Origin of the sequence: Acinetobacter sp. NS-4, from assembly GCF_037402435.1 — a bacterium.
Classification (GTDB): Bacteria; Pseudomonadota; Gammaproteobacteria; order Pseudomonadales; family Moraxellaceae; genus Acinetobacter.
Genome location: NZ_JBBEUE010000015.1, coordinates 33081 through 58328, shown reverse-complemented (window position 1 = coordinate 58328; position 25248 = coordinate 33081). Strand labels below are relative to the sequence as shown.

General features: G+C 42.0%; 21 protein-coding genes. 12 read left to right on the top strand and 9 right to left on the bottom strand.

Annotated elements, in window-relative coordinates:
• The first annotated feature begins 162 nt into the window (after positions 1-162).
• From WAE57_RS11985 to WAE57_RS11975, 3 genes are all read left to right on the top strand, one after another.
• A complete protein-coding gene (locus WAE57_RS11985) occupies positions 163-2565 on the top strand; it encodes a glucose/quinate/shikimate family membrane-bound PQQ-dependent dehydrogenase (RefSeq protein ID WP_337710789.1) in 2403 nt (800 codons plus the stop codon).
• A 253-nt stretch (positions 2566-2818) separates the two neighbouring features.
• A complete protein-coding gene (locus WAE57_RS11980) occupies positions 2819-4462 on the top strand; it encodes a nitrite/sulfite reductase (RefSeq protein ID WP_337710788.1) in 1644 nt (547 codons plus the stop codon).
• Positions 4455-4940: a DUF934 domain-containing protein gene (locus WAE57_RS11975; protein ID WP_337710787.1), complete on the top strand. Its 486-nt coding sequence runs from the start codon at positions 4455-4457 to the stop codon at positions 4938-4940. Before WAE57_RS11980 ends, WAE57_RS11975 begins: the two co-directional genes overlap by 8 nt.
• 71 nt (positions 4941-5011) lie before the next feature.
• On the opposite strand, the gene WAE57_RS11970 is transcribed toward WAE57_RS11975, so the two are convergent.
• The 3 genes from WAE57_RS11970 to WAE57_RS11960 form a co-directional block, all read right to left on the bottom strand.
• Positions 5012-5461: a VOC family protein gene (locus WAE57_RS11970; protein ID WP_337710786.1), complete on the bottom strand. Its 450-nt coding sequence runs from the start codon at positions 5459-5461 to the stop codon at positions 5012-5014.
• A 200-nt stretch (positions 5462-5661) separates the two neighbouring features.
• Entirely contained in the window at positions 5662-6837 is a 1176-nt protein-coding gene (locus tag WAE57_RS11965; protein ID WP_337710785.1) for a thiolase family protein, read from the bottom strand.
• A gap of 114 nt (positions 6838-6951) precedes the next feature.
• Positions 6952-7473 (bottom strand): GspH/FimT family pseudopilin, encoded by a 522-nt coding sequence (locus WAE57_RS11960; RefSeq protein WP_337710784.1) that lies wholly within the window; start codon positions 7471-7473, stop codon positions 6952-6954.
• A 378-nt stretch (positions 7474-7851) separates the two neighbouring features.
• Between WAE57_RS11960 and omp38 the strand changes: the two genes are divergently transcribed.
• The gene (omp38, locus tag WAE57_RS11955) at positions 7852-8898 is read left to right on the top strand and encodes an outer membrane protein Omp38 (protein WP_337710783.1); all 1047 of its coding nucleotides are present in this window, start codon (positions 7852-7854) and stop codon (positions 8896-8898) included.
• A 146-nt stretch (positions 8899-9044) separates the two neighbouring features.
• Positions 9045-9872 (top strand): alpha/beta hydrolase, encoded by an 828-nt coding sequence (locus WAE57_RS11950; RefSeq protein ID WP_337710782.1) that lies wholly within the window; start codon positions 9045-9047, stop codon positions 9870-9872.
• A gap of 56 nt (positions 9873-9928) precedes the next feature.
• On the opposite strand, the gene WAE57_RS11945 is transcribed toward WAE57_RS11950, so the two are convergent.
• From WAE57_RS11945 to WAE57_RS11935, 3 genes are all read right to left on the bottom strand, one after another.
• The gene (locus tag WAE57_RS11945; RefSeq protein ID WP_337710781.1) at positions 9929-11389 is read right to left on the bottom strand and encodes an amino acid permease; all 1461 of its coding nucleotides are present in this window, start codon (positions 11387-11389) and stop codon (positions 9929-9931) included.
• Positions 11386-12423 (bottom strand): class I SAM-dependent methyltransferase, encoded by a 1038-nt coding sequence (locus WAE57_RS11940; RefSeq protein WP_337710780.1) that lies wholly within the window; start codon positions 12421-12423, stop codon positions 11386-11388. Before WAE57_RS11940 ends, WAE57_RS11945 begins: the two co-directional genes overlap by 4 nt.
• Positions 12424-12488: 65 nt before the next feature.
• Positions 12489-13859 (bottom strand): uracil-xanthine permease family protein, encoded by a 1371-nt coding sequence (locus tag WAE57_RS11935; RefSeq protein ID WP_337710779.1) that lies wholly within the window; start codon positions 13857-13859, stop codon positions 12489-12491.
• A 173-nt stretch (positions 13860-14032) separates the two neighbouring features.
• On the opposite strand from WAE57_RS11935, the gene typA reads away from it, so the two are divergent.
• Positions 14033-15871 (top strand): translational GTPase TypA, encoded by a 1839-nt coding sequence (gene typA / locus WAE57_RS11930; protein WP_086175392.1) that lies wholly within the window; start codon positions 14033-14035, stop codon positions 15869-15871.
• 219 nt (positions 15872-16090) lie between these two features.
• The gene (gene mscL / locus WAE57_RS11925) at positions 16091-16528 is read left to right on the top strand and encodes a large conductance mechanosensitive channel protein MscL (RefSeq protein ID WP_337710778.1); all 438 of its coding nucleotides are present in this window, start codon (positions 16091-16093) and stop codon (positions 16526-16528) included.
• Positions 16529-16631: 103 nt separating this feature from the next.
• On the opposite strand, the gene WAE57_RS11920 is transcribed toward mscL, so the two are convergent.
• Together WAE57_RS11920 and mutM are read right to left on the bottom strand one after the other, a co-directional pair.
• Complete coding sequence (locus WAE57_RS11920) at positions 16632-16913, bottom strand: peptidylprolyl isomerase (protein ID WP_180044018.1); 282 nt, start codon at positions 16911-16913, stop codon at positions 16632-16634.
• Positions 16910-17764 (bottom strand): bifunctional DNA-formamidopyrimidine glycosylase/DNA-(apurinic or apyrimidinic site) lyase, encoded by an 855-nt coding sequence (gene mutM / locus WAE57_RS11915; RefSeq protein ID WP_237788249.1) that lies wholly within the window; start codon positions 17762-17764, stop codon positions 16910-16912. Before mutM ends, WAE57_RS11920 begins: the two co-directional genes overlap by 4 nt.
• A gap of 402 nt (positions 17765-18166) precedes the next feature.
• Here mutM and WAE57_RS11910 point away from each other — a divergent pair, with 402 nt between their 5' ends.
• The 4 genes from WAE57_RS11910 (at position 18167) to WAE57_RS11895 (ending at position 23705) form a co-directional block, all read left to right on the top strand.
• Positions 18167-19432, top strand: coding sequence for a carbohydrate porin (locus WAE57_RS11910; protein WP_337710777.1), 1266 nt, complete (start codon positions 18167-18169; stop codon positions 19430-19432).
• Between the two features lie 22 nt (positions 19433-19454).
• A complete protein-coding gene (locus tag WAE57_RS11905) occupies positions 19455-21560 on the top strand; it encodes a TonB-dependent receptor (protein WP_337710776.1) in 2106 nt (701 codons plus the stop codon).
• Positions 21561-21570: 10 nt separating this feature from the next.
• Positions 21571-22680 carry an NADH:flavin oxidoreductase/NADH oxidase gene (locus WAE57_RS11900; protein ID WP_337710775.1) on the top strand — a complete coding sequence of 370 codons (1110 nt, stop codon included), beginning with the start codon at positions 21571-21573 and terminating at the stop codon, positions 22678-22680.
• A 98-nt stretch (positions 22681-22778) separates the two neighbouring features.
• A complete protein-coding gene (locus WAE57_RS11895) occupies positions 22779-23705 on the top strand; it encodes an AEC family transporter (protein ID WP_337710774.1) in 927 nt (308 codons plus the stop codon).
• Positions 23706-23782: 77 nt separating this feature from the next.
• Here the strand turns inward: WAE57_RS11895 and WAE57_RS11890 are convergent, their stop codons facing one another.
• Positions 23783-24589, bottom strand: coding sequence for a tetratricopeptide repeat protein (locus WAE57_RS11890; protein ID WP_301434001.1), 807 nt, complete (start codon positions 24587-24589; stop codon positions 23783-23785).
• Between the two features lie 353 nt (positions 24590-24942).
• Here WAE57_RS11890 and WAE57_RS11885 point away from each other — a divergent pair, with 353 nt between their 5' ends.
• Positions 24943-25194, top strand: coding sequence for a hypothetical protein (locus WAE57_RS11885; RefSeq protein WP_337710773.1), 252 nt, complete (start codon positions 24943-24945; stop codon positions 25192-25194).
• Positions 25195-25248: the final 54 nt, after the last annotated feature.

Genomic DNA, 25248 nt, shown 5'->3' with positions numbered 1-25248 from the left:
TTGGGTTTTATCATGAGATGCCTGGAGCACACCTCTCTTTATAAAGGCTGATTTAATTCAGATATTTAAAATCTAAAATCTAAAATCTAAAAATTAAAAAAGGTGCTCATATTTAAATTTAGGTATGAGCTTTAAAAAGAATCTTAAAAATAGGTGGTCAATATGAGCACTCCCTCTTCAGGTTCAGTTTTAAAAACGGTTTTGGCTGTAGTTGCCATCATTTTCGGTTTAGTGCTGCTGCTCGGAGGAATATATCTTGCAGTGCTGGGTGGGTCTTGGTACTACATTATTGCAGGTTTATTCTTCATCGTTACTGCAGTTTTATTGCAAAAATTAAAAAATTCCGCACTTCTGGTTTACGCAGTGCTGGTATTGGGTACTGTGGTTTGGGGGCTTTGGGAAGTGGGTTCTGACTTCTTTGCGCTCGCACCACGTCTGGACATTTTAGGTGTCTTTGGTCTTTTATTGCTTATTCCTGCCGCGACTCGCGGATTTGAAAATACCAAAGGCGCAAAACTGGCGCTTACAGGCACATTGGCAATCACCATTGCTGTAATGATCTACTCGGTATTTAATGATCCTCAAGAAATTCGGGGTGAGTTAAGCGCCAAACAGCCTGCAACATCGCAGCCCATTCCGGGTGTAGCGGATGGTGACTGGCCAGCTTATGGTCGTACCCAGTCTGGTTTACGTTATTCTCCATTAAAACAAATTAATTCTGAAAACGTAAAAGACCTGCAAGTTGCTTGGGAATATCACACTGGTGAATTCAAAACTGCAAACGACTCAGCTGAAACCACCAATCAGGTCACGCCAATTAAAGTCGGTGACAATATATACATGTGTACCACTCACCAAAAATTGACTGCACTTGATCCTGCAACAGGTAAGGCAAAATGGACCTATGATCCTAAACTTAAGGCTGATCATACCTATCAGCATTTAACTTGCCGTGGTGTCTCTTATTTTGATGTCAACAATACGGCTGGTTTTGAAACCAGTTTAGCTGCAAAGAAAATCACCTCTGCTGAATGTCCTCAAAAAGTGATTCTGCCTGTCAATGACGGTCGTCTGGTTGCGGTGAATCCGCAAACCGGTAAGCCATGTTCTGACTTTGGTACCAATGGCGAAGTGGATCTGCAAAAAGATATGCCATTCCCATATCCGGGTGGTTATATCCCAACTTCACCTCCAGTCATTACTGGTACAACCATCATTATTGCGGGTTCGACCACCGATAACTATTCGACCGAAGAGCCTTCTGGTGTAATCCGTGGCTATGATGTGAATAGCGGTGAACTGCTTTGGGTGTTTGATACAGGTGCAGAAGATCCAAATGCGATTCCAGCACCGGGTCAAAAATTTGTTCACAACTCTCCAAATGCATGGGCACCTTTGGCCTATGATGCAAAACTGGATATTGTCTATGTGCCCACCGGTGTAGGTACCCCAGATATTTATGGCGGTCACCGTGCCGAGTTAGATGAACGTTATGCCAACTCAATGCTTGCGCTGAATGCATCTACCGGTAAGTTGGTCTGGAATTTCCAAACCACCCATCATGATTTATGGGATATGGATGTACCAGCACAACCTTCTTTAGCTGACATTAAAGATAAATCAGGCAACATCGTTCCTGCCATCTATGTATTGACGAAAACAGGGAATGCCTTTGTGCTTGACCGTCGTAACGGTAAAGCAATTGTGCCGATTACTGAGCGTCCAGTGCCACAAACGGTGAAACGCGGTCCGCAAACTAAAGGCGAACGTTATTCAGCAACTCAACCGTTCTCTGATTTTGACATGGCACCGAAAGAAAAATTAACCGATAAACAGATGTGGGGTGCCACTATGTTTGACCAGTTAATCTGCCGTGTATCTTTCAAGAAATTGAACTATGAAGGTATTTATACACCACCTTCTGAAAATGGCACTTTGGTATTCCCGGGTAACTTGGGTGTGTTTGAATGGGGCGGTATGTCGGTCAACCCAGACCGTCAAATTGCTTTGATGAACCCGATTGGCTTGCCATTTGTGTCCAGACTGATCCCTGAAGATCCAAACCGTCCTAAAACTGCCAAAGGTGCAGGTACCGAAGCTGGTGTACAACCAATGTATGGTGTGCCTTACGGTGTTGAAATCAGCGCGTTCCTCTCTCCATTTGGCCTACCTTGTAAACAGCCAAGTTGGGGCTTTGTCGCGGGTGTCGATTTAAATACCCATGAAGTGGCCTGGAAACGCCGTATCGGTACCATCCGTGACAGTCTTCCGGTTATTCCATTACCTCCATTCAAAATGGGTGTGCCAATGCTGGGTGGTCCAATCTCTACTGCGGGTAATCTGATGTTTGTTGGTGCAACCCAGGACAATTACATCCGCGCCATTAATGTGACCAACGGTGATGAGCTTTGGAAAGGTCGTCTTCCTGCAGGTGGCCAGGCGACTCCAATGACTTATGAAGCCAATGGTAAACAATATGTGGTAATCATGGCTGGTGGTCATGGTTCATTCGGTACCAAGATGGGTGACTCAGTGGTTGCTTATGCCTTACCCGATAAAAAATAAACTGCCTATTTAGGTTAAATTTAAAAAGTCCGATACGTCGGGCTTTTTTTTATGAAAATAAATGCTAAAGAATAAACAAAATAAGCAATATCACTGGAAATGAATCAAAAAAGGCCGAAAGGCTTTATATCTGTTAAGGTTCGGCACACTTATCAATAAAACCGCTATTAAATATGTAAAAAACGCATTTTGTTGATAGATCAAATCTCGTTATGCTGTCCGCCGTTATAATAGAAACTACTAGCTGTACGCCATGTATTTATATACTGATTTTGACCAGCAACTGGTCAATGAACGTGTTGCACAGTTCCGTGACCAAACGGAACGTTATTTAGCAGGTAAATTGACGGAAGATGAATATCGTCCGCTTCGTCTGCAAAACGGCCTTTATGTACAACGTTATGCGCCAATGTTGCGTATTGCAGTACCTTATGGTCTGATGAATTCAAAACAATTGCGTAAAATTGCGGAATTAGCCAAAGACTATGACCGTGGTTATGCACACGTTTCAACACGTCAAAACATTCAGTTTAACTGGCCTGCACTAGAAAATGTACCGGACATGTTGCAAGAACTTGCATCAGTTCAGATGCATGCAATCCAAACCTCAGGTAACTGTATCCGTAATACCACCACTGACCAGTATGCCGGTGTGGTTGCAGGTGAAATTGCAGATCCACGTCCGACCTGTGAATTGATTCGTCAGTGGTCTACATTCCATCCAGAATTTGCTTTCTTGCCACGTAAGTTCAAAATTGCGGTTTCTGCATTAGAAGAAACTGACCGTGCGGCAACTTCATTCCATGACATCGGTGTATACATCGTGTGTAATGAAGCAGGCGAGATGGGCTATAAAATCAAAGTCGGTGGTGGCTTGGGCCGTACCCCGGTGATTGGTAGCTTTATCCGTGACTTCTTGCCACGTGAAGATTTGATTGCTTATTTAGAAGCAGTACTGCGTGTCTATAACTTGCACGGTCGCCGTGACAACAAATACAAAGCCCGTATTAAGATTTTAGTAAAAGCTTTAACGCCAGCCGTATTTGCAGAAAAAGTTGAAGCTGAATTTGCACATACTGTAAAAACTTTAAAAATCGATGCAGACACCTTGGCAAAAATGGATGAGAATTTCACGCCATTTGATTATCAAGCTTATGCTGATGAAGACTTTACTGAACAGTTTGCAGCGCATCCGAAGTTCAAGCAGTGGTTCAACATCAACACCAATGCTCATAAAGTGCAAGGCTACCGTATTGTTACGATTTCTTTGAAACGTGCCGGTATCGCACCGGGTGACATGACGGTTGAAGAGATGAACCTGATTGCAGATCTTGCAGACAAGTACACATTTGGTGAGTTCCGTACCACACACGAACAAAATATTGCCTTGGTAGATGTACCACAAAAAGACTTGTTTGAATTGTGGAAAATTCTCGATCAGCACAATCTTGCTCGTGCGCACATTGGTTTCTTGACTGACATCATTTGCTGCCCAGGCGGTGATTTCTGTTCATTGGCGAATGCAAAATCAATTCCGATTTCAGAAGCGATTTCACGCCGTTTTGATGACCTGGATACCATCTATAACCTAGGCAAGCTTGACCTGAACATTTCAGGTTGTATGAATGCCTGTGGTCATCACCATGTCGGTAACATCGGTATTTTGGGTGTAGACAAAAAAGGCGCAGAATTCTACCAAATCACTTTGGGTGGTAATGCGGACCATGATGCTTCAATTGGCGACATCTTGGGGCCATCATTTGCAGCAGATCGTGTACCTGATGTGGTTGAAGAAATTCTGAATACCTATCTTGACCTTCGTGTTGAGGGTGAAGAGTTTATTGATACATACCGCCGTGTTGGCATTCAACCCTTCAAGGAGCGTGCATATGCTTAATACCGCACTACAAGTGCTCTCTAAAGATGGCACGATTGCAGACAATACCTACCAACTTATTGGTGAAGATGGCGTATTACCACAAGGTGATGTGGTTCTAACTGTTGAACAGTTAGACCAGCTTGCCAATGTGTCAGGCAAAAAAGCACTTTACATCACTGTAGATGCTTCACCTGAAACCCATGAATTTCCGCTTGACCAGTTAGATGCAATTTTTATCGAATTTGCCGGCTTTAACGATGGCCGTGGTTATTCATTTGCAGCGCTTCTTCGCCGTCAAGGTTTCCAAGGCGAACTGCGTGCAACTGGCGATGTGTTTAAAGACGTGTTGAACTACATGAAGCGTTCTGGTTTCGATACTTTCGTGATTAAAGAAGGTAAAGATATTCAGGAAGCAGCGGCTGGTTTAGGTGACTTTACTAACCCATACCAAGCTTCAACTGCAGTTGAAAAAGCCCATTATCAAACAGGTGCTTGATTGTTTTAAACAGATGTAAAAAAGCCGGATTGATTCCGGCTTTTTTGTGCATGTTTAAATAAAAAACGAGATTACAGGGCTTCTAACTGGCAGTTGACCATCCATTTAATGCCGAACTGATCGGTAAATGCACCGTACAGTGCACCCCAGAATGTCTTCTCTAAGGGCATTTCAATTTGTCCATTCACAGATAACGCATCAAATAAACGTTTCGCCTCATCTTGTTCATGGGCATTCAGGTTAATTGAAATATAGTGATTATTACCTTTAGTGAAACTGGTATTGTTTTGCGCACAGAATTGATCATTGGTATCGGATGCCATCAATTCCGTAAATGCATTAATCGGTAAGGATACATGCAGAATAAGATTTTTATTTGCTTCAGAAAGCATGCTGCCTTCTTCAGATGGCATTTCACCATAACGGGTAAGATTTGAAAATTCACCACCAAAAACAGATTTATAAAAGTTAAATGCTGCTTCGGTTTCACCTTGGAAATTAAGATAATGATTGAGTTGCATGGAAAGCCTTTGTTGTTGTTGTTGATGGTTCTAATCTAGCAGGCTTAAGCTTAAATTTTGATGATGAAAATATAAAAAAGTGTAAGCATAAAAAAATCCCTCAAAAGAGGGATTTTTTTATACTCTCTGCCTCAGGGAGAGAGTTAGAGAGAGGGAGATATTCCGGTCTCCCTCTTTAACACAGGGAGACTTCAAAACAATTAAAGCAACTCAATCGCCACTGCAGTTGCTTCACCACCACCAATACACAGGGTAGCAATCCCTTTTTTGCCGCCAGTGCGTTTAAGTGCATGGATTAGCGTCAAGATAATACGAGAACCGGTAGAACCCACCGGATGGCCGAGTGCACATGCACCACCATTAATGTTTACTTTAGCTGGATCAAGTTTGAAGTCATCCATTGGGCACATGGTCACCATGGCAAATGCTTCGTTAATTTCCCAAAGATCGACATCTTGTGCATCCCAACCAGTTTTATTTAAAACTTTCTGAATGGCACCGACTGGAGCAATGGTAAATTCTGAAGGATGCTGTGAATTTGAAGCATAAGCCACAATTTTTGCAAGAGGCTTCAAGCCTTTCGCAGCAGCTTTTTCACTCGAGGTGAGTACAAGCGCAGAAGCACCATCTGAAATCGAGCTGGCATTGGCAGCCGTAATGGTTCCATCTTTAGCAAATGCAGGACGAAGCGTTGGAATTTTGGCAATGTTCGCGTTAAAGGGTTGTTCATCTTTATCAACAACAACATCACCTTTGCGACTCGATACGGTTACAGGCACGATTTCATCGGCAAAGTAACCTTCGTTTACGGCTTTTTGTGCACGTTCTAAGGAACGAATCGCAAAGGCATCCATTTGTTCACGCGTATAGCCACGTGTATTTGCCGTGTCTTGTGCAAATGAACCCATTAAGCGGCCTGTTTCGGCATCTTCAAGACCATCAAAGAACATATGGTCCTTGATTTCACCATGACCCATACGGAAGCCACCACGTGCTTTAGGCAGGATATATGGTGCATTGGTCATAGATTCCATGCCACCTGCAACCACAATTTCAGCAGAACCGGCTTTAATCATGTCAGCAGCTTGCATAACCGCTTTCATACCTGAACCACAAAGTTTATTAATCGTGACTGCACCTGTTGAATCAGGTAACCCAGCTTTACGCATCGCCTGGCGAGCCGGCCCTTGTTTTAAACCGGCAGGGAGTACACAGCCCATAATCACTTCTTCGACATCAGTTGCTTGTAATCCTGCACGTGCAATCGCTTCTTTGATACATGCTGCGCCAAGTTCAGGAGCTGTGATACTGGCCAAGCTACCTTGAAAACCGCCCATTGCGGTACGTGCACCATTTACAATTACGATGTCTGTCATTGTTTTTCTCCGAGATTGACTTTTTAGGGAATTATTTTCCAAGCCTAAGCAGTATATTGAAAAATGAGCAGGAATAAAGTGGGATTGCTCTACGTCTTTAGACTGACAAGTTTTTTAGCAGGTGGATAGGTTTTCGATCCGCATATGTCCCATCGCACTAAGAACCAGCTTCTGGTGATGATCAGAAACCATTGAACAATAATAAAAACTGCCATTTGAACCTATAGGCAGGCCATTTTCCGCTTGAAAAGTTAAGCTGGGAACACTCAAAGTTCCTCTCCAGTCTAAGTGCCCATATTTTAAATCGGTAGATTCTGTATAAATAATTTTTTCACCCGTATCAATTTGTCTATTTTTATTGCTGTCGAAAAAAACCAGTAAACCGGTAGTCCATTGGTTTGTTTGACAATTCACTTTATTTTGACTTGGACATATCACCACATTGCTATGATAGAGAACGGCTTGAGATTTGGCCAATTGAATCGTTGAAATTAGTTTATTGGTAGTGGTATTGACTTCCTGTTTGGCTTTTATGTCTTGAAAATAAGGTAAAGCGATGGTCGCCAGAATGGCAAAAATTGCCAAAGTAACGATGAGTTCAACCAATGTGAAGCCATTTTTGTTTTGAAAAAGCATTTAAAGTGATCCTGTAATATATTTTTTTTTAATTATGTGTGTTATTAATATTTTGTTTTTTAATTGTTTTTTTTTGCGGGTAAGATTTATTTCTCAACTTTATAAGAAAGCTGTTAAAATAATTTGCAAGTGACAATAAGCTATTCATAAGAATAAATTGAGTAAAAAATTACCGAATTACAACGGAAATTGTAAGTAATTTTGTCAATAATTTACTTGATTAAAATTATCAAGCACTTGGAAAAAAAATAAAGTGTTTGTATGATTCAAAGTGACTAGCTTAAGAATAAAACTGGGGTATAAAAAAGCCTATCTCAGGGTAGTAAAAACTTAAGGCTTGAGCTTGAACAACAATTGTTATCTCTGGAGGATAAATCCATGAAAATGAGTCGTATTGCATTGGCAATGCTCGTAGCTGCTCCTTTAGCTGCTGCAAACGCAGGCGTAACTGTTACTCCATTAATGCTGGGTTATACTTGGCAAGACACCCAACACAATAATGGCGGTAAGGATGGCGAATTAACAAATGGTCCTGAATTACAAGACGATTTATTTGTGGGTGCGGCACTTGGTGTTGAATTAACGCCGTGGTTAGGCTTTGAAGCTGAATACAACCAAGTTAAAGGTGATGTTGAATCTAATGTAGCTGGTGCTGAATACAAGCAAACTCAAATCAATGGTAACTTCTACGCTACTTCTGATTTGATCACTAAAAACTATGACAGCAAAATCAAACCTTATGTATTGTTAGGTGCTGGTCATTATAAATATGATATTGATGGTATTGCTAAAGATAAAGAAGGTACTTTAGGTAATGCAGGTGTTGGTGCATTCTGGCGCTTAAACGATGCTTTATCTCTACGTACTGAAGCTCGTAGTACTTATAACTTTGATGAAAAATTCTGGAACTACACAGCTTTAGCTGGTCTTAACGTAGTTCTTGGCGGTCACTTGAAGCCTGCTGCTCCTGTAGTAGAAGTTGCTCCAGTTGAGCCTGTAGCTCCAGTTCAACCAGCTCCACAAGAGTTGACTGAAGACCTTAACATGGAACTTCGTGTGTTCTTTGATACAAACAAATCAAACATCAAAGACCAATACAAACCAGAAATCGCTAAAGTTGCTGAGAAGTTAGTTGAATATCCAAACGCTACTGCTCGCATCGAAGGTCACACAGATAACACTGGTCCACGTGCATTGAACGAACGTTTATCTTTAGCTCGTGCTAACTCTGTTAAATCTTCACTTGTAAATGAATACAATGTAGATCCAGCTCGTTTGTCTACTCAAGGTTTCGCTTGGGATCAACCGATTGCTGACAACAACACTAAAGAAGGCCGTGCTATGAACCGTCGTGTATTCGCGACTATTTCTGGTAGCCGTACAGTTGTTGCAGAACCTGCTCAACAAGCTCCTGCAGCTCAATAATTTATTATTGAACTGATTTAAGAAAAAGCAGCCGCAAGGCTGCTTTTTTTTTGCGTGCTACATAAGCATAACTTGTTTAATACACAGTTTTATTTTGATCTTGTTCTAATAAACACCCATATACACAATAAAAAGAGGGTGAAAAAATGACTCATATGTTAACAACAACAGATGGAACCTCGATTTATTATAAGGATTGGGGCGATGGTTCTGTGGTGATCTTTTCTCATGGCTGGCCTTTATCGAGTGATGCTTTTGAAGACCAGATGTTATTTCTTGCAGAACATGGCTATCGGGTGATTGCATTTGACCGACGTGGTCATGGACGTTCAAGTCAACCTTGGGCAGGGCACAGTATTGATCAATATGCACAAGATTTGCATCAACTTATTGAACACCTTGGATTAACTGAATTTGCTTTAGTCGGACATTCTACCGGTGGAGCAGTGGTAACAAGATATACGGCAAAATATGGCCAGCAAAAGGTGACTAAACTCGCGCTCATTGCCGCGGTAACTCCTCTGATGATTAAGCGAGAGGATCATCCAGACGGTGTAGATTCAAACGTATTTGATGAAATGCGTGCCAATTTATTGGCCAATAGAGCCGATTTTTATCTGGATTTTGCTAAATCATTTTATGGCTACGACAAATTATTAAATAAAACCTCAGAAGGGGTGATACAAAATTTCTGGCGTATTGCCATGCAGGGGTCAATCAAAGCACATTACGATTGTATCCATGCTTTTTCAGAAACAGATTTAGGTGAAGACTTAACCCAGATTACTGTACCTACTTTGGTTATGTATGGAACAGCAGATGAAATTGTACCGCCAGAAATTTGTAGTCAGCAGGCGGTCAAACTTTTAAAACATGGGATAGAAGAGCAAATTAAGGGTGCACCGCATGGTTTATGTACCACCCATAAAAATGAAGTCAGCTTTGCCTTAAAAGAATTTTTGGCACATTACTGACGATCATAAACATAAAAAAACAGCCAAAAGGCTGTTTTTTTATGACAACAGTAGAGTTAGTCCTGATCAGGATTCATGGGCTTAACATCCATGTCTTGATAAGAAACCAACTTGGTTTTGTTTTTCCATTTATAACCCAGCCAAATCACCAGAAATAATGGAATGCTGATATAAGTAGATAACACGCCAAGCCAGTCACCGCTAAGGAAGGCTTGATAATTTTGTCCCAACACGACAATGGTACAAAGAATAAACGCAAACCAAGGCGCAAACGGGAAAAACTTGGCTTTATAAGCCAAATCTTCCAGTTTATAACCCTGTGCCAAATAACCTTTGCGGAAACGGTAATGTGAAATGGCAATGCCCAGCCAGACAATAAAACCACACATGCCTGACATATTTAACAACCAGTTAAATACTTCCTGCTCACCAATAAAGGTGGTGAGGAAGCAGAGCGCTGCAATTGCAGTGGTTGCATACAAGGCATTCATCGGTACGCCACGCGCATCAAGTTTACCAAAGATTTTTGGTGCGCTACCTTTACGTGCCATGTCAAACAGCATGCGGGTCGATGAATACATGCCAGAGTTACCCGCAGACAGGATTGCAGTTAAAATCACCGCATTCATTAAACCTGCAGCAAAAGCAAAACCGACTTTCTCATACAGTAAAGTAAAGGGTGACAGGGTGATATTATCGCTCGCAGCCGCCTGTAACAGGCGCGGATCGTCATAGGCCACTAATGTTCCAATGATGAATATACACACTACATAGAACAATAAAATACGCCAGAAAATCTGCTTAATAGCTACAGGAATGGTCTTTTTAGGATCTTTGGATTCACCTGCAGCCACACCCACCATCTCTGTGCCCTGAAAGGAGAACCCGGCAATCATGGCGACACCGATCATGGCTTGTAAGCCACCAACAAAAGGTGCATCACCTTTAGTCCAGTTGGCAAAAGCCACCATGTTTGGCGTCAGCATGATTTTCGCAATCATGGCAATACCAATAATAATAAAGACAATGATGGCAATGACTTTGACTAAAGAGAATAAAAACTCACTTTCACCAAAGCCTTTTACAGAGAGTGAGTTAATAGCAAAAATAACGGCAAGGAAAATGGCACTCCAGTAGAATCCTGGAATATCAGGGAACCAGAATTTCATAATGAACTGAACTGCAACCAGTTCAAATGCAACGGTAATGGCCCAGTTGTACCAATAGTTCCATCCCAATGCAAATCCAAAACCGCCTTCGACATATTTGGTGCCATAGGTAAAGAAGGCACCTGAAGTTGGGTTGTGGGTTGCAAGCTCCCCCAGGCTGGTCATCAGGAAATAAATCATGATGCCAATCAGACAGTAAGCCAGTAAAGCACCGCCCGGACCGGCATTGGCAATTGTTGCACCAGAAGCCAGGAATAAGCCTGTACCGATAGAACCACCAATGGCGATCATATTCAAATGACGTGCACCCAGCTTACGCTGTAAATGTGCAGATTGAGTTTCGCTCATCGTTGTTCCTTAAGATTTTTTTCAGTGCTAGCGAACAGCACTTTAAAACCTTGTTGATCTGCTTTGGTGGTACATTGACCAAAGCTTTGTTCAATGAGTAATGGATAATTTAAAAAGCGGTTTGCCACAATCCATAATTCGCCACCCGATTTCAAATGACGTCGTGAAGTCTTGCACAAGTTTTCACTGGCATTGTAATCGGTATGAATGCCTTGATGAAAAGGCGGATTGCTAACAATGGCATGCAAGAAAAGAGGAGCGTCTTCAATACCGGTAACAGCGGTAATTTCCAGCTGTTCTGGTGATAGGCTATTTTTTTCAAAGGTCATGCGGGTAGAGGCTAATGCGAATGCGTCAACATCCATGGCAAAAATACGGTTTTTGGGATTCAGTTTTGCCAAATAAGCACTGATGATCCCTGCACCACAGCCAAAGTCGGCAATTTTACCTGAAGTGACTTGCGATAAAAACGGTAAAAATACCGCTGTACCGACATCCAGACGATTTTGACTGAATACGCCGGGAAGGGCACAAATGCTGAGATCACCTTTTGGCGTGCTAACAGTATATTGTTGTGCCCAATCGGCCAAAGCTTTGGCTTTAACCGTCGATTCAATCGTCATCTGCCATAACTGGCAATGGCGTGCGCTATCCAGTTTGACGGCTTTACCATAAGGCTGTAGCTGTTTGGCTGCACGCTCAACGCCACCTTTCTTTTCCCCAACCAGGAAAATAGAAGCACCCAACCCCAAGCGGTTGACTACATTGTGCAGCAGGTAGTTTAAGAGTTCTTTGGACTTAGGCACAAAAATAATGGCCTGGTCAAAACTGCCTTCAGGAAGCTCAACACCAAAATGTACAGCGGCTTGCTGAGACTGAAAATATTGAAATTCATTATAATTCCATGTCCACAAACATGGGGTGATGTCTTTCTCTAGATTGGAAAGTAAATCATCAGTCGGTGCATTGACTAAAAGCACACGTCCAGAAAGATATTCATGCTGTCGAATGACAACTTCACTTCTTGGATCCATTTTTTATCTCGCCATTGAAAAACTCTGCCCAGACAATGCTGGGCAGAGTTGATGCTGAAATGAAATTATTTCTTCGATTCAGGAAGAATAATATTTAAGAGTAATGCGGCAATACCACCAGTCGCTACACCTGAACTGAAGATGTTACGGAATAATTCTGGAAGATGTTCCAAAATTTGTGGGACTTGTGCAACACCCAAACCCAGTGCCAGAGAAATAGCAATAATCAGTAGGGCACGACGGTCAAGATGAATGCCTGACAGAATATTAATACCTGAGGCAGCCACTGCACCAAACATCACCATGACTGCGCCGCCGAGTACGGCTTGTGGCACAGCCTGAATCACGCCAGCAACAGCAGGCAGTAAGCCCAGAATGACCAATAATGCGGCAATCCAGATACCCACATAACGGCTCGCCACCCCAGTAAGCTGAATCACACCATTATTTTGTGCAAACACAGAACTTGGGAAAGTGTTAAAAATACCTGCAAGGAATGAGTTAGCCCCATTGACCAATACACCACCTTTAATACGTTCCATCCATTTCGCACCATCTACGGGCTGGTTGGAAATTTTAGAGGTCGCGGTAATATCACCAATCGCTTCCAGTGAGGTCACCAAATAAATGAATGCCATTGGAATAAACAAGCTCCATGAGAAACTTATACCAAAGTGCATTGGGGTTGGAATTTGTACTAATGGTGCATCTTTCAAGCCGGAAAAATTAAGATGTCCCATGAAGCCGGCAAGGGCATAACCAATAATCAGGGCAATCAGAATGGCTGAGCTTTTGACCCAGGTAATACGGACACGGTTCAAGACAATGATAATCGCCAATACGGTACATGACATGATCAGGTTGTCGGCATTGGCAAAGGTTTTATCACCCATTGCCTGATAACCGCCACCCATACTGATTAAACCTTCTTTAATTAAGGTTAAACCAATCAGCAGTACTACAATACCTGTAACAAGCGGAGTAATCAGTCGTTTTACCCAAGGTAAAATGCGTGAAACGCCCATTTCAATAAACGATCCGGCAATTACTACACCAAAAATAGAAGCCATCACCGCTTCAACCGGCATACCTGCAGCGACCATAGCAGAACCAATCCCGATAATAGGACCGATAAAGTTGAAACTAGTTCCTTGAACAATCAGTAAGCCTGCGCCAAAAGGGCCGACTTTTTTGCATTGTAGAAAGGTTGCAATCCCTGAGATCACCAAAGACATGGAAAGAATCATATTGGTGTCTTCTTTTGAAACGCCAAGCGCTAAACAAATCAGCAATCCGGGCGTGACAATTGGGACAATAATCGCAAGTAAATGTTGCAGAGCAGCCAAAAAAGCGATAAATGGTTTAGGTCGATCGTTTAATCCGTAGACCAAATCAAGACGATTTTGTTGCTCGGGAGAGTTTTTTAAATCAGACATGTAAGGAAGGTACAGCAGCAATTTGGCGTTATTCTAATCGAGTTACACGCGTTTACAAACCCAAAAAAAGGCGAATAGCCAAAAAAACTTGTAACTGTCAATAAACTGTCACTACTAAAAGTTTAGTTTTTTCTGTATAATTTGCCCTCAAATTTAATACGTATCGAATTTACATGTCAGATATTAAAACTCTCCGTAACATTGCCATTATTGCGCACGTCGATCATGGTAAAACCACTCTTGTAGACAAACTTTTGCAACAATCAGGTGCTCTTGGCGATCGCGCGGGTGAGATCGAGCGTGTCATGGATTCGGGCGCTATCGAGTCTGAACGTGGTATTACCATTCTTGCAAAAAACACTGCAATTAAATGGACTGATGCTCGTACTAACACTGAATACCGCATTAACATCGTGGACACCCCGGGACACGCCGACTTTGGTGGTGAAGTTGAACGTGTAATGTCGATGGTTGACTGCGTACTTCTTCTTGTGGATTCACAAGAAGGTCCAATGCCACAAACTCGTTTCGTAACGCAAAAAGCGTTCGCACGCGGTTTGAAACCAATCGTTATTATTAATAAAGTCGACAAGCCAAGTGCGCGTCCTGACTGGGTAATTGACCAAGTATTCGACTTGTTTGATAACCTTGGTGGTACTGATGAACAGTTAGACTTCCCAATTGTTTATGCATCTGGTCTCCGTGGTGTTGCTGGTCCTTCTCCAGAAGAACTTGCTGACGACATGACTCCATTGTTCCAAACAATCGTAGACATCGTTGAACCACCAGCAGTTGACGTTGATGGTCCATTCCAAATGCAAGTGTCTTCACTTGACTATAACAGCTTCGTAGGTGTTATCGGTGTTGGTCGTATTCAACGTGGTTCAGTTAAATTGAATACACAAGTGACTGTGATCGACAAAGAAGGCAAAACACGTAACGGCCGTATCTTAAAAATCATGGGTTACCATGGTCTAGATCGTGTTGACGTTGAAGAAGCTTCTGCAGGCGATATCGTTTGTGTAACAGGTATCGATGCGCTTAACATTTCTGACACGATTTGTGATCCGAAAGCTGTTGAAGCACTTCCAGCGCTTTCTGTAGATGAACCTACAGTTACCATGACATTCCAGGTAAACAACTCACCGTTTGCTGGTAAAGAAGGTAAATTCGTAACTTCACGTAATATCCGTGAACGTCTAGATCGCGAATTGATTCATAACGTAGCATTACGTGTTGAAGATACTGATTCTCCAGACCGTTTTAAAGTATCTGGTCGTGGTGAACTTCACCTTTCAGTTCTTATTGAAAACATGCGTCGTGAAGGCTTCGAAATGGGCGTATCTCGTCCACAAGTAATCTTGAAAGAAGTTGATGGCGTAAAACAAGAACCGTATGAAAACGTTACATTTGACGTTGAAGAACAGCACCAAGGCGCTGTAATGGAACAAATGGGTCACCGTAAAGGCGAAATGACCAATATGGAAGTTGACGGTAAAGGCCGTATCCGTATTGAAGCTACTGTTCCTTCACGTGGCTTGATCGGTTTCCGTTCTGAATTCCTGACCATGACTTCTGGTACTGGTATCATGACGTCTAGCTTCTCGCATTACGGTCCAATGAAACAAGGTACTGTTGCGAAACGTCAAAACGGTGTGTTGATTTCTATGGTTCAAGGTACTTGCCTTGGCTATGCATTGTTCACACTGCAAGACCGTGGTCGTCTATTCGCTAAACCTCAGTTAGAAGTTTACGAAGGCATGATCATTGGTATTAACTCACGTTCTGACGACATGACAGTTAACCCAACTAAAGCGAAACAGTTAACCAACGTACGTGCATCTGGTACTGATGAAGCGTTAACTCTAGTTCCTGCTGTTGAATATACGCTTGAACAGGCACTTGAATTCATTGAAGATGATGAATTAGTTGAAGTAACACCTAAGTCAATTCGTATTCGTAAGCGTTACTTGACTGAAAATGAACGTAAACGTAACCGTTCTGGTAAATAATGATTTAATCAGTTTGAACTGATTTAAATGATTGAAAAAATGCTATCACGTCAGTGGTAGCATTTTTTTTGTTTATAATTAGAAATTTAATATATTCAACATACATAATTCCGAGTAAATTAAAGAGAATTATGAACTGTTATCAATGCACTACTCAGCGTCATACAGTTCTCAAAATATATGAATAAATAAAAGCTTTAAAGATAACTGGAGAAAGTCATGAGTATTATTCAAGAGTTTAAGGAATTTGCTGTCAAAGGCAATGTTATGGATTTGGCTGTCGGTGTGATCATTGGCAGTGCATTTGGTAAAATTATTGATTCATTTGTAAAAGATATCATCATGCCGTTGGTCAGCTGGATTCTCGGTGGTGATGTTGACTATTCAAACTGGTTCTTAGTACTCGGTGATAATCCGAACAATGCAACTACCTTGGCGGCAGCACAGGCACAAGGTGTAAATGTCTTGGCCTATGGTAATTTTCTGACCATCCTGATTAACTTCCTGTTATTGGCATGGGTGGTGTTCTGGTTGGTTAAATTTATGAACCGCTTACGTAAACAAGAAGGCCCGGTAGAGGAAACACCAACTACCCCAGCCGATATCGAATTGCTTCGCGAAATTCGTGATGAATTGAAAAAACGTCCACCCCTGTAATTTCAAGTAAATAAAAAACGGCACTTTGGGTGCCGTTTTTTATTTTTACCTCTCCCTTGCGGAATATATTCCTCACCTCCTAAGAGGAGGAAGGGGTAGATGACTAATCCATCCGAAATTTAATTTCCAGTAAATGCCAGCCAAACTGGCTTTTAATTGGACCATGCAGTTCACGTTCAGGCAAGGTAAACACGGCTTTATCAATCGGGCCTACCAGTTGTCCTTTCTTGATATCACCCAGTTCACCGCCTTTTTTACCCGATGGACAAGTGGAATGCTGTTTGGCAATTTTGGCAAAATCAGCCCCATCCTTAATTTTCTTTTTTAGCTGTTCAGCAAGCACTTTATCCTTAACCAGGATATGTCGAACGATGGCAGATTTCATGCTTTGCTTCCTTTAATGGCTTTCTGACTGGCTATTTTAACTTTTTTTAAGGGCTGACATTGCGGGCAAAATACCGATGCACGCTGTCCCAGTTTTAAATTTTCCAAAGTGGTTTCGCAGTTCACACACATCTCACCGGCACGGCCGTAAGCTAACAGGGTTTGCTGGAAATAACCATTTTCACCCATGGCATTACTATAGTCACGTAAGGTTGATCCACCTAGGTCAATGGCCTGTTTTAAAATCCGTTTAACTTCTACAACCAACTGTTCAATTTGCTGAAAGCTGAGACTGGAAGCGGGTTGTGCAGGATGAATGCCTAAATTGAATAGGCTTTCAGTGGCATAAATATTACCCACACCGACCACAATATGGTTGTCCATAATCGCAACTTTGGCCCCGACATTTTTCTTTTTAAATTTTTCAGCCAGATATTCGGCATTAAATGCTTCACTTAACGGCTCTGGGCCTAAAGTATCAATCAGTTTTGTTTGCGAGTTTTGATCAAGCCATAAAATACAGCCAAAACGGCGCGGATCATGATATCTGAGTTCAATACCTTCAAATTGAATAATCAGATGATCATGTTTACGCAATTCCGTATGGGGATCACACAGGCGAAAACTACCCGACATGCCTAAATGCCAAAGCATGCTGTCGTGTTCGAATTCAGCCAGAATATATTTAGAGCGACGGGTCAGTTTGACTAATTTTTGCCCGTTGAGTTTTTCGATATCTTCCGGAATAGGCCAGCGCAGGCGTGATTCCCGAACTTTTACGGAAATTACTGCTTGATCAAGCAAAGGCAATAAACTGGTTTTTGTGGTTTCGACTTCAGGTAATTCGGGCATATGCGGTTCAATGGTGCGTATTTAGAGCTAATATCGGGTTGTAAGTCAGTGAATGCAAGTACTGATTATAAAGAGGCTGGGTAAAGCCTCATTTTTATTGGTTTTTTGATAATGTATAAATAGTTTAAAAATAAACCAAATGGTTTAATTAAATAGCAGATCAAAGATTAAAGATTAGGTGGTTTTGTTGAAATTTTGGTTACTTAAAATAATGAAAAATAAAAACATATATACTTTTAATTAAGTTAATAGTTATTTTTTTTTAATAATTTATAACTTTTTATTGAATAAGTGATAAAAAAAAAGCTGAGATAATAGTTTAAAAATTAGGTAATTTTCACATAATAATGTCAATTCAATGAATTGATTTTAACTAAAAATTTCCCATATTCTGGTTCTCTCATGAAAAAATTTAGTCTAGCTCTATTGCCTGCATTTATGTTGGCTGCCATGACCCAAACTCAAGCCGCTGAAGCATTTGATCCAAATGGTCAGTATCTATTAGGTGACTGGAACGGTAAACGTAGCGAACTGGCCGGGCAAGGGGTGAAGTTTGATGCCAATATTGCTGCAGATGCTGCTTATCTGGCAGAAGGTGGTCGTCATGAAGATCATGCTGCAACAGTAGCCAGCCAACTCTGGTTAGGCTCGGCGCTAGATATGGAAAAACTGGCAGGCTGGGATGGGGTAACGATTCGTGCTGCAGTCAGCGCACGCCAAGGCCAAAGTACAACGTTGGATGATTTGCAAGATCCTGCTGCACCGCAACTTGCCAATGTGCAGGCTAACTTTGGTCGTGGCAACCAAAAAACTCGTCTAAGCGAATTGTCGATTGAAAAGAATTTTAAAGAGCAAGGCATCAGCGTGAAAGTCGGCCGTTTAGGCATGGGGATGGACTTTAACGTGATGGCTTGTGATTTCCAGAGCAATGCTTTCTGTGCAGCACAAATGGGTAAATGGCAAGGCAATATCTGGATGAATACCCCGGTTGCGCAATGGGGTGGTCGCGTGAAATACCAGGCGACTCCTGAAATTGCGGCACAAGTGGGTGTATATGAATTTAATCCTGAAAATGCTTTGGAACGTCACGGCTGGAACCTGGATACTGACAATGCAGATGGTGTCACTATTCCTGTGGAAGTGATCTGGATGCCTAAATCATTGGTGAATGGTTTACCGGGTAGTTACCGTGTAGGTGGTATGTACAACACGGCCGATGAAGCTAAAAACCAATATGATGTTGCTTATGCAAAAGGCACTGTTGGCGAAGACCGTAGCTTTGCAGGCTGGTTGGCTGTAGAGCAGCAATTGACTTCTACCGGTTCTGGCAAGCAAGGTTTACATAGTTTTGCCAACTTTACCTGGCATGATCGCACCACCAATAAAGTGGATAATTCACAGCAACTGGGCGTGAAATATATTGGCTTATTCGACTCACAGCCGAACGATATTCTTGGTTTAGCGGTAAACCGGGTACATGTAAACGATCGTGTAACAAACCCTGTATTTGATGCCAGTGCGGAATATAATGTGGAATTGAACTATAGCTATTATCCGACCAAGTGGTTAATGATTCGTCCAAATCTACAATACGTGATTAACCCGGGTTCAACCAATAATGTCGATAATGCATTTGTATTAGGCTTAGGATCAAAAATCATCTTCTAATTTAAAAAGTAGGTACCGATCTATGCAAAGTAAATATCTTCGGGGTTTCTTGAATACAAGTTTGCTTTGCTTGACCGCATGTATCTGCCAAAGCTTATATGCACAAACAGGTTCTACGGAACCCGTTTTACTTCCCACAATAAAAATTCAAGCGACCCGAACAGATACCGCATGGCTTGAAACGCCTGCATCGGTCTATCGTGTTGAACAAAAGCAAAATGAAAATAACTTAGGGGTAAATCTTTCTGAAACATTAAAAGGTGTACCGGGCTTACAACTGAATAATCGTGAAAACTATGCCCAGGATTTGCAGATTTCTATGCGTGGCTTTGGCGCACGTTCAACCTTTGGGGTGCGTGGTGTCCGTTTATATATTGATGGAATTCCAGCAACCATGCCGGATGGCCAGGGACAAACCTCAAATATCGATTTAAGCAGTCTGAGCCATATTGAAGTACTGGGTGGGCCATTTTCTTCACTCTATGGCAACTCATCTGGCGGCACAATTTTAACTTCGACCAAACAGGGTGAAGGCAAAGATTCCATTGAAGTGGGTTATTCAGGCGGTAGTCATCATAAAAGTCGTGCCGATGTGGTACTGCAAGGCGGTGCAGATCAAGCCGGTGAGCCGAGCTATGTGGTCAGTTCATCTTATTTCGATACCGATGGCTACCGTGATCATAGCGCTGCCAATAAAGTCTTAAGCAATGCCAAACTGAGCTGGGACTTAGCAGATGGCTCCAAGCTAAACTGGATTGTGAATCATGTCGACATCAATGCGGATGATCCGCAAGGCCTAACCCGCCAACAGTGGCAAGCCAATCCTAAACAGGTCAATGATGCCAACAATATCTATGACGTGCGCAAGGAAATTAATCAAACCCAGACCGGGATGACCTGGTCAAAACCAGTCACTGATCAGCATGAACTGTATGCCATGGCTTATGTAGGGCATCGTGAAGTCACACAATATCAATCGATTCCTCAAGCGCCGCAAAATAATCCGCGCCATGCAGGTGGTGTGATCGATTTTAGCCGTGGCTATTATGGTACAGATATCCGCTGGATTGGAAAGAATCTTTTACCAAATACACGCCTGACAGCAGGTCTGGCCTTCGATTATATGGATGAAGACCGTCAAGGTTATGAAAACTTTAATGCCAATGGGCAGTTTGGCGTAAAAGGTAATTTACGCCGTGATGAACAGAATCTTTTATGGAACTTAGACCCTTATCTACAAGCCTCTTGGGATGTGTTGCCAAGTTGGACTTTGGATGCCGGGCTACGTTATAGCAATGTGCATTATGAGTCTAAAGATCACTATATTGTGGCAGGCAATGCGGATGACAGCGGTAAGACCGATTATGACAAGGTTTTACCATCAGCCGCTTTAACGTGGAAAATCAACGACCAGTTCAATACCTATGCCAGCTATGCCAAAGGTTTTGAAACACCGACCTTTACTGAAATGGCCTATTCCGCAAATGATGGCATGAATTTCAATTTAAAACCTGCCAGTAGTGACAACTATGAACTGGGGCTAAAAAGTCAAAACCCTTTAGGTCATTTTACTGCCGCCATTTTCCAGTCCAAAACCAAAGATGACATTGTCTCGGCAGGCACCATTGATGGGCGGGCAACCTATAAAAATGCAGATCAAACTTTGCGCCAAGGTTTAGAGCTGTCCTGGAATAAAAACTTGTGGCAACATTTAAAGGCTGAAGCCAGTTATAGCTTTATTGATGCCACTTTTGATGCGGCGATTCCAGACAGCACTGTGCAGAAGGGAACCAAGATTCCAGGCATCGCCAAAAATCAGGCTTTTGCAGCTTTGGGCTGGCAACCGGAAACCGGATTTAATGCAGGTGTGGATGTGCGCTATATGGATAAAGTCTATGTCGATGATGCAAATAGCGATGCTGCACCAAGCTATAGTGTCGTCTCGGCCAATGCCGGTTATGTCTGGAAACAGGCCGATTGGAAAGTCCGTACTTTTGCCCGGGTAGATAATTTATTTGATCAAAACTATGTCGGTTCCGTGATTGTAAATGATGGGAATGGGCGCTTTTTTGAACCAGCGGATGGTTTAAACTGGAGCGCAGGATTAAGCATAACTAAAGCTTTTTAAGAGGGTAACAGTGTCGTTATTATTTCAACCAATTCAATTTGGCTCATTAAAATTAACTAATAAAATCGTGATTGCTCCGATGTGCCAGTATTCGGCAACAGAACAGGGAGAAGTGACGTATTGGCATGAACAGCAATGGGCAAATTATGCCTTGTCTGGTGCAGGCTTATGTATTGTCGAAGCAACTGCAGTGCAACCTGAAGGACGCATCAGTTATGCCGATTTGGGTCTGTGGAATGATACGCAACGTGATCAGATCAAGGCATTATTGACAAAAATAAAGACACTTTCGCCTATGCCTTTTGCCGTGCAATTAGCTCATGCTGGGCGTAAGGCCTCAACTGATAAACCTTGGGCGGGCCGTGGGCAGTTTGCACCTGAACATGCTCAGGGATGGCAGACTGTTTCAGCAAGTGATATTCCATTTAATCCGGACGACCATGCACCGCATGCATTGACGCAGGATGAAATCCAGCAAGTAATTCAAGACTTTGCTGAATCTGCCAAGCGCGCTGTGGATGCCGGTTTTGATTTAATCGAATTGCATGCAGCGCATGGCTATTTGCTGCACCAATTTATGTCGCCGTTATCGAATCTACGTAGCGATGAGTATGGCGGTAGTTTCGAGAACCGCATTCGCTTGACCCTGGAAGTTTTTCAGGCGATGAAAAATGCAGTACCAGAAGGTTATCCTATAGGCGTACGTATTTCTGCAACAGACTGGATGGAAGGGCAGGACAGCTGGGACGTGGCCTCATCGGTTGGATTGTCCAAGGCTCTAGAGCAACTCGGTGCAGTATATATTCATGTGTCGAGTGGTGGTTTGCATATAAATCAAAACATCCACCTGGAAGCCAATTATCAGGTTCCATTCGCCCATGCTGTTAAGCAGGCGGTCAACATTCCTGTGATTGCCGTGGGTTTAATTACCGAAGCGATGCAGGCTGAAGGCATTTTACATTATGAGCAGGCAGATGCGATTGGCCTTGCTCGTGCTATGCTGTATGACCCTCGTTGGCCATGGCATGCTGCAGCAGAATTGGGTGAAAATATTCAAATCGCACCGCAATATTTGCGTTGTCAGCCGCATGGATTAAAAGCGTTGTTTCGTGCTTTTTAATACCACATCTCTAAATTTAGCTTGAATGTTTCACTTGAAGGCTCTGATTGATCAGGGCCTGATCCTGTTATTTCATTGATTGAAAGGACAAATTCAATATGGTCTTTGCGGTCATCGTGCCGATCTTTTTTCTATTGGCCTTTGGTTATCTCTCGGTAAAGTGGCAACTTTTAAGCAAAGAACAGGTGAATAGCGTTGGTGCTTTTGTCATTAAAATTGCGCTACCTGCTTTATTTTTCCAATCCTTGGCCGCAAAAGATTTGCATGAAATCTGGTATCCCGAATACTTCTTTGTCTATAGCGGCGTAACTTTTATTTTATATGTGACGGCATTTTTTATTGTTTCACATTATTTTAAAAATAATCATTCGCAGTCTTCGGTTTTGTCGCTGGGTGCGGCCATGTCGAATACCGGGCTGATTGGTACTGCAGTATTGACCTTGCTGATGGGGCAAAAGGCGATGACCTATACCTCTTTGGTGGTGATCATTGAAAGTGTACTGCTTATTCCAGTTGTACTGATTTTGGCGGAACTAGGAACTTCGCAAAAAGCCAACCTTGCACAAATCATCAAGGGTACATTACTGACCTTATTAAAAAACCCCTTATTTATGGGCGTGATGCTGGGGATAGCCTGTGCCGTGTTCCAGATTCATATTCCTAAACTATTGGATCAGGTTTTGGCTCTATTGGGGCAAACTGCCTCGCCTTTGGCTTTGTTCTCGATTGGTGGGGGAATGGTGGGATTGACATTAAAATACGTCAATATGCAAAGCTTTTATCTGGTGATTTCCAGCAACCTGCTCATGCCTTTATTGATGTTCCTGGGCTTAAGCTATTTAACCGATGTGAGTCAGGAAATGGTCTATGCCGGAACCCTGATAGCCGCTTTACCGATGCCGACCATCTTTGGCATGTTAGGTCAAGCCTATGGTTTAAATGAAAAAACCTTAACGCCCTTATTGATGAGCACCATTTTTGGATTCATTGTAGTGAGCATTTTAATTACCGTCTGGTGGGCTTAAAGTTTTAGCTGACTTCAATAACCACAAAATCACACCTATAAAAAAGCCCCGAGATTGGGGCTTTTGATTTTCAGTGCTTAGCTTTTCTTTGCATCTTTAGGTGGGTTTTTGGCTTGATCAGCAATCATTTTATCCACCACAGCTAAAGATTCTTTCGCTTGCGGTATATTTTCTTTGGCTAGAGCCTCAAAAATCTTTTTCGCTTCTGGCAGGTTTTGTGGAACGATTTTACCGTTTGCAAACATGTTACCCACGGCCATTAAAGCCGGAATATAACCTTTTTGTGCCAGGTCCTGAATGCTCTTTAAGCCTTGCTTAATTGGCTCTTCTTTTTTGGTTTTAAAACCCTGACTGATGTCATATAAAGCTTTGGCATGAATGGCCTGATAATTGTCTTTTTTGATCAGTGGATTTAATTTTTGCAAAGCCAATTTATCTGATGCTGGCGTAGCTTCAGAAAACAGCAACACTGCCAAATCTACACTGGCATCATCAAAACCTTGTTTAGATGCTTTTTCTAAATACTGTTTGGCTTTTTTTGTATCTTGTGGAAGACCTAAAGTGCCGGTCATGTAGTTTTTACCTAATACATAGTTCGCCACCGGATAGCCTTTGCTTGCAGACTCTTGATATAGCTTGATGGCTTTTTTCTCGTCCTTGGTTGTGCCCTGACCGGTTTGGGTCAGGTAGGCCAAATTATAAAGTGCTTGTGCATTCCCAGTTTTGGCTAATTTATCAAGTTCTTCATAAGCGCCTTTCATATTGTTGGCTTTAACCAGTGTTTCTACTTTAGCAAATGCAGGATCAACCGACTTGGTTGCCATTTCAGCCATCGCTAGATTTGAAGACAAAGCAATAAGACTAGCAAGTATAATTTTTTTCATATTTTTAAAAACCTTTTATAAACATGCACATAATTCCATTTATGTGTTTAAAAATGGATGTGGAACACTTCATACAACATCATAAGTTTATTTATGTGAATGTAAATACATGATTTGTGCATTGCAATAAAATTTCATAGATATTTACATAATCACTACTGGGTAAATTTTGGGCCGACGAGCTTAAATTAGCCTTAAGTTGTTGAAGAGCTTTGTACATGTATTGTTTAGCATCTTAAAATTTAAAACTATAACGCACTGAACCAGATATAAATGCAGAACAGGTAAACGCTACTTTGTTTTTAAGTCAAACTTTGTTTAAATCGCGGCTGAATCAATGTGTGAGTAGATAAATGTTCATCAAAGGTATTAAACGGGCATATGATCAGATTAATCAGGATGAAAGCATTCCAGATGAAGATAAATTTGATGCATTGTTGATGAGATTAGGCAAAAACTTTTTGGTGAGCAAAGAAGATGGTGTTTATATCTTTGAACATGAGGGAAAGACTGCACGTATTGATGCAAAACATGCGCGTGCATTCCATTTTAAAGAGTATGTCATTAAAGACATGAACAAACTTTTTCACGATTTTAATTTGTGATTTTAAAAAGCCTCCGATTCGGGAGGCTTTTTTAATGGGATTGCTCAACTTGAA

What these genes read in the sequence shown, in the direction of transcription:
- mscL (WP_337710778.1), top strand. Translation starts at nt 16,091, where the DNA reads ATGAGTATTATTCAAGAGTTTAAGGAATTTGCTGTCAAAGGCAATGTT.
- WAE57_RS11920 (WP_180044018.1), bottom strand. Translation starts at nt 16,913, where the DNA reads ATGAAATCTGCCATCGTTCGACATATCCTGGTTAAGGATAAAGTGCTT.
- WAE57_RS11910 (WP_337710777.1), top strand. Translation starts at nt 18,167, where the DNA reads ATGAAAAAATTTAGTCTAGCTCTATTGCCTGCATTTATGTTGGCTGCC.
- typA (WP_086175392.1), top strand. Translation starts at nt 14,033, where the DNA reads ATGTCAGATATTAAAACTCTCCGTAACATTGCCATTATTGCGCACGTC.
- WAE57_RS11890 (WP_301434001.1), bottom strand. Translation starts at nt 24,589, where the DNA reads ATGAAAAAAATTATACTTGCTAGTCTTATTGCTTTGTCTTCAAATCTA.
- WAE57_RS11935 (WP_337710779.1), bottom strand. Translation starts at nt 13,859, where the DNA reads ATGTCTGATTTAAAAAACTCTCCCGAGCAACAAAATCGTCTTGATTTG.
- WAE57_RS11885 (WP_337710773.1), top strand. Translation starts at nt 24,943, where the DNA reads ATGTTCATCAAAGGTATTAAACGGGCATATGATCAGATTAATCAGGAT.
- WAE57_RS11965 (WP_337710785.1), bottom strand. Translation starts at nt 6,837, where the DNA reads ATGACAGACATCGTAATTGTAAATGGTGCACGTACCGCAATGGGCGGT.
- WAE57_RS11905 (WP_337710776.1), top strand. Translation starts at nt 19,455, where the DNA reads ATGCAAAGTAAATATCTTCGGGGTTTCTTGAATACAAGTTTGCTTTGC.
- WAE57_RS11940 (WP_337710780.1), bottom strand. Translation starts at nt 12,423, where the DNA reads ATGGATCCAAGAAGTGAAGTTGTCATTCGACAGCATGAATATCTTTCT.
- WAE57_RS11975 (WP_337710787.1), top strand. Translation starts at nt 4,455, where the DNA reads ATGCTTAATACCGCACTACAAGTGCTCTCTAAAGATGGCACGATTGCA.
- omp38 (WP_337710783.1), top strand. Translation starts at nt 7,852, where the DNA reads ATGAAAATGAGTCGTATTGCATTGGCAATGCTCGTAGCTGCTCCTTTA.
- WAE57_RS11985 (WP_337710789.1), top strand. Translation starts at nt 163, where the DNA reads ATGAGCACTCCCTCTTCAGGTTCAGTTTTAAAAACGGTTTTGGCTGTA.
- WAE57_RS11895 (WP_337710774.1), top strand. Translation starts at nt 22,779, where the DNA reads ATGGTCTTTGCGGTCATCGTGCCGATCTTTTTTCTATTGGCCTTTGGT.
- WAE57_RS11945 (WP_337710781.1), bottom strand. Translation starts at nt 11,389, where the DNA reads ATGAGCGAAACTCAATCTGCACATTTACAGCGTAAGCTGGGTGCACGT.
- WAE57_RS11950 (WP_337710782.1), top strand. Translation starts at nt 9,045, where the DNA reads ATGACTCATATGTTAACAACAACAGATGGAACCTCGATTTATTATAAG.
- mutM (WP_237788249.1), bottom strand. Translation starts at nt 17,764, where the DNA reads ATGCCCGAATTACCTGAAGTCGAAACCACAAAAACCAGTTTATTGCCT.
- WAE57_RS11980 (WP_337710788.1), top strand. Translation starts at nt 2,819, where the DNA reads ATGTATTTATATACTGATTTTGACCAGCAACTGGTCAATGAACGTGTT.
- WAE57_RS11970 (WP_337710786.1), bottom strand. Translation starts at nt 5,461, where the DNA reads ATGCAACTCAATCATTATCTTAATTTCCAAGGTGAAACCGAAGCAGCA.
- WAE57_RS11960 (WP_337710784.1), bottom strand. Translation starts at nt 7,473, where the DNA reads ATGCTTTTTCAAAACAAAAATGGCTTCACATTGGTTGAACTCATCGTT.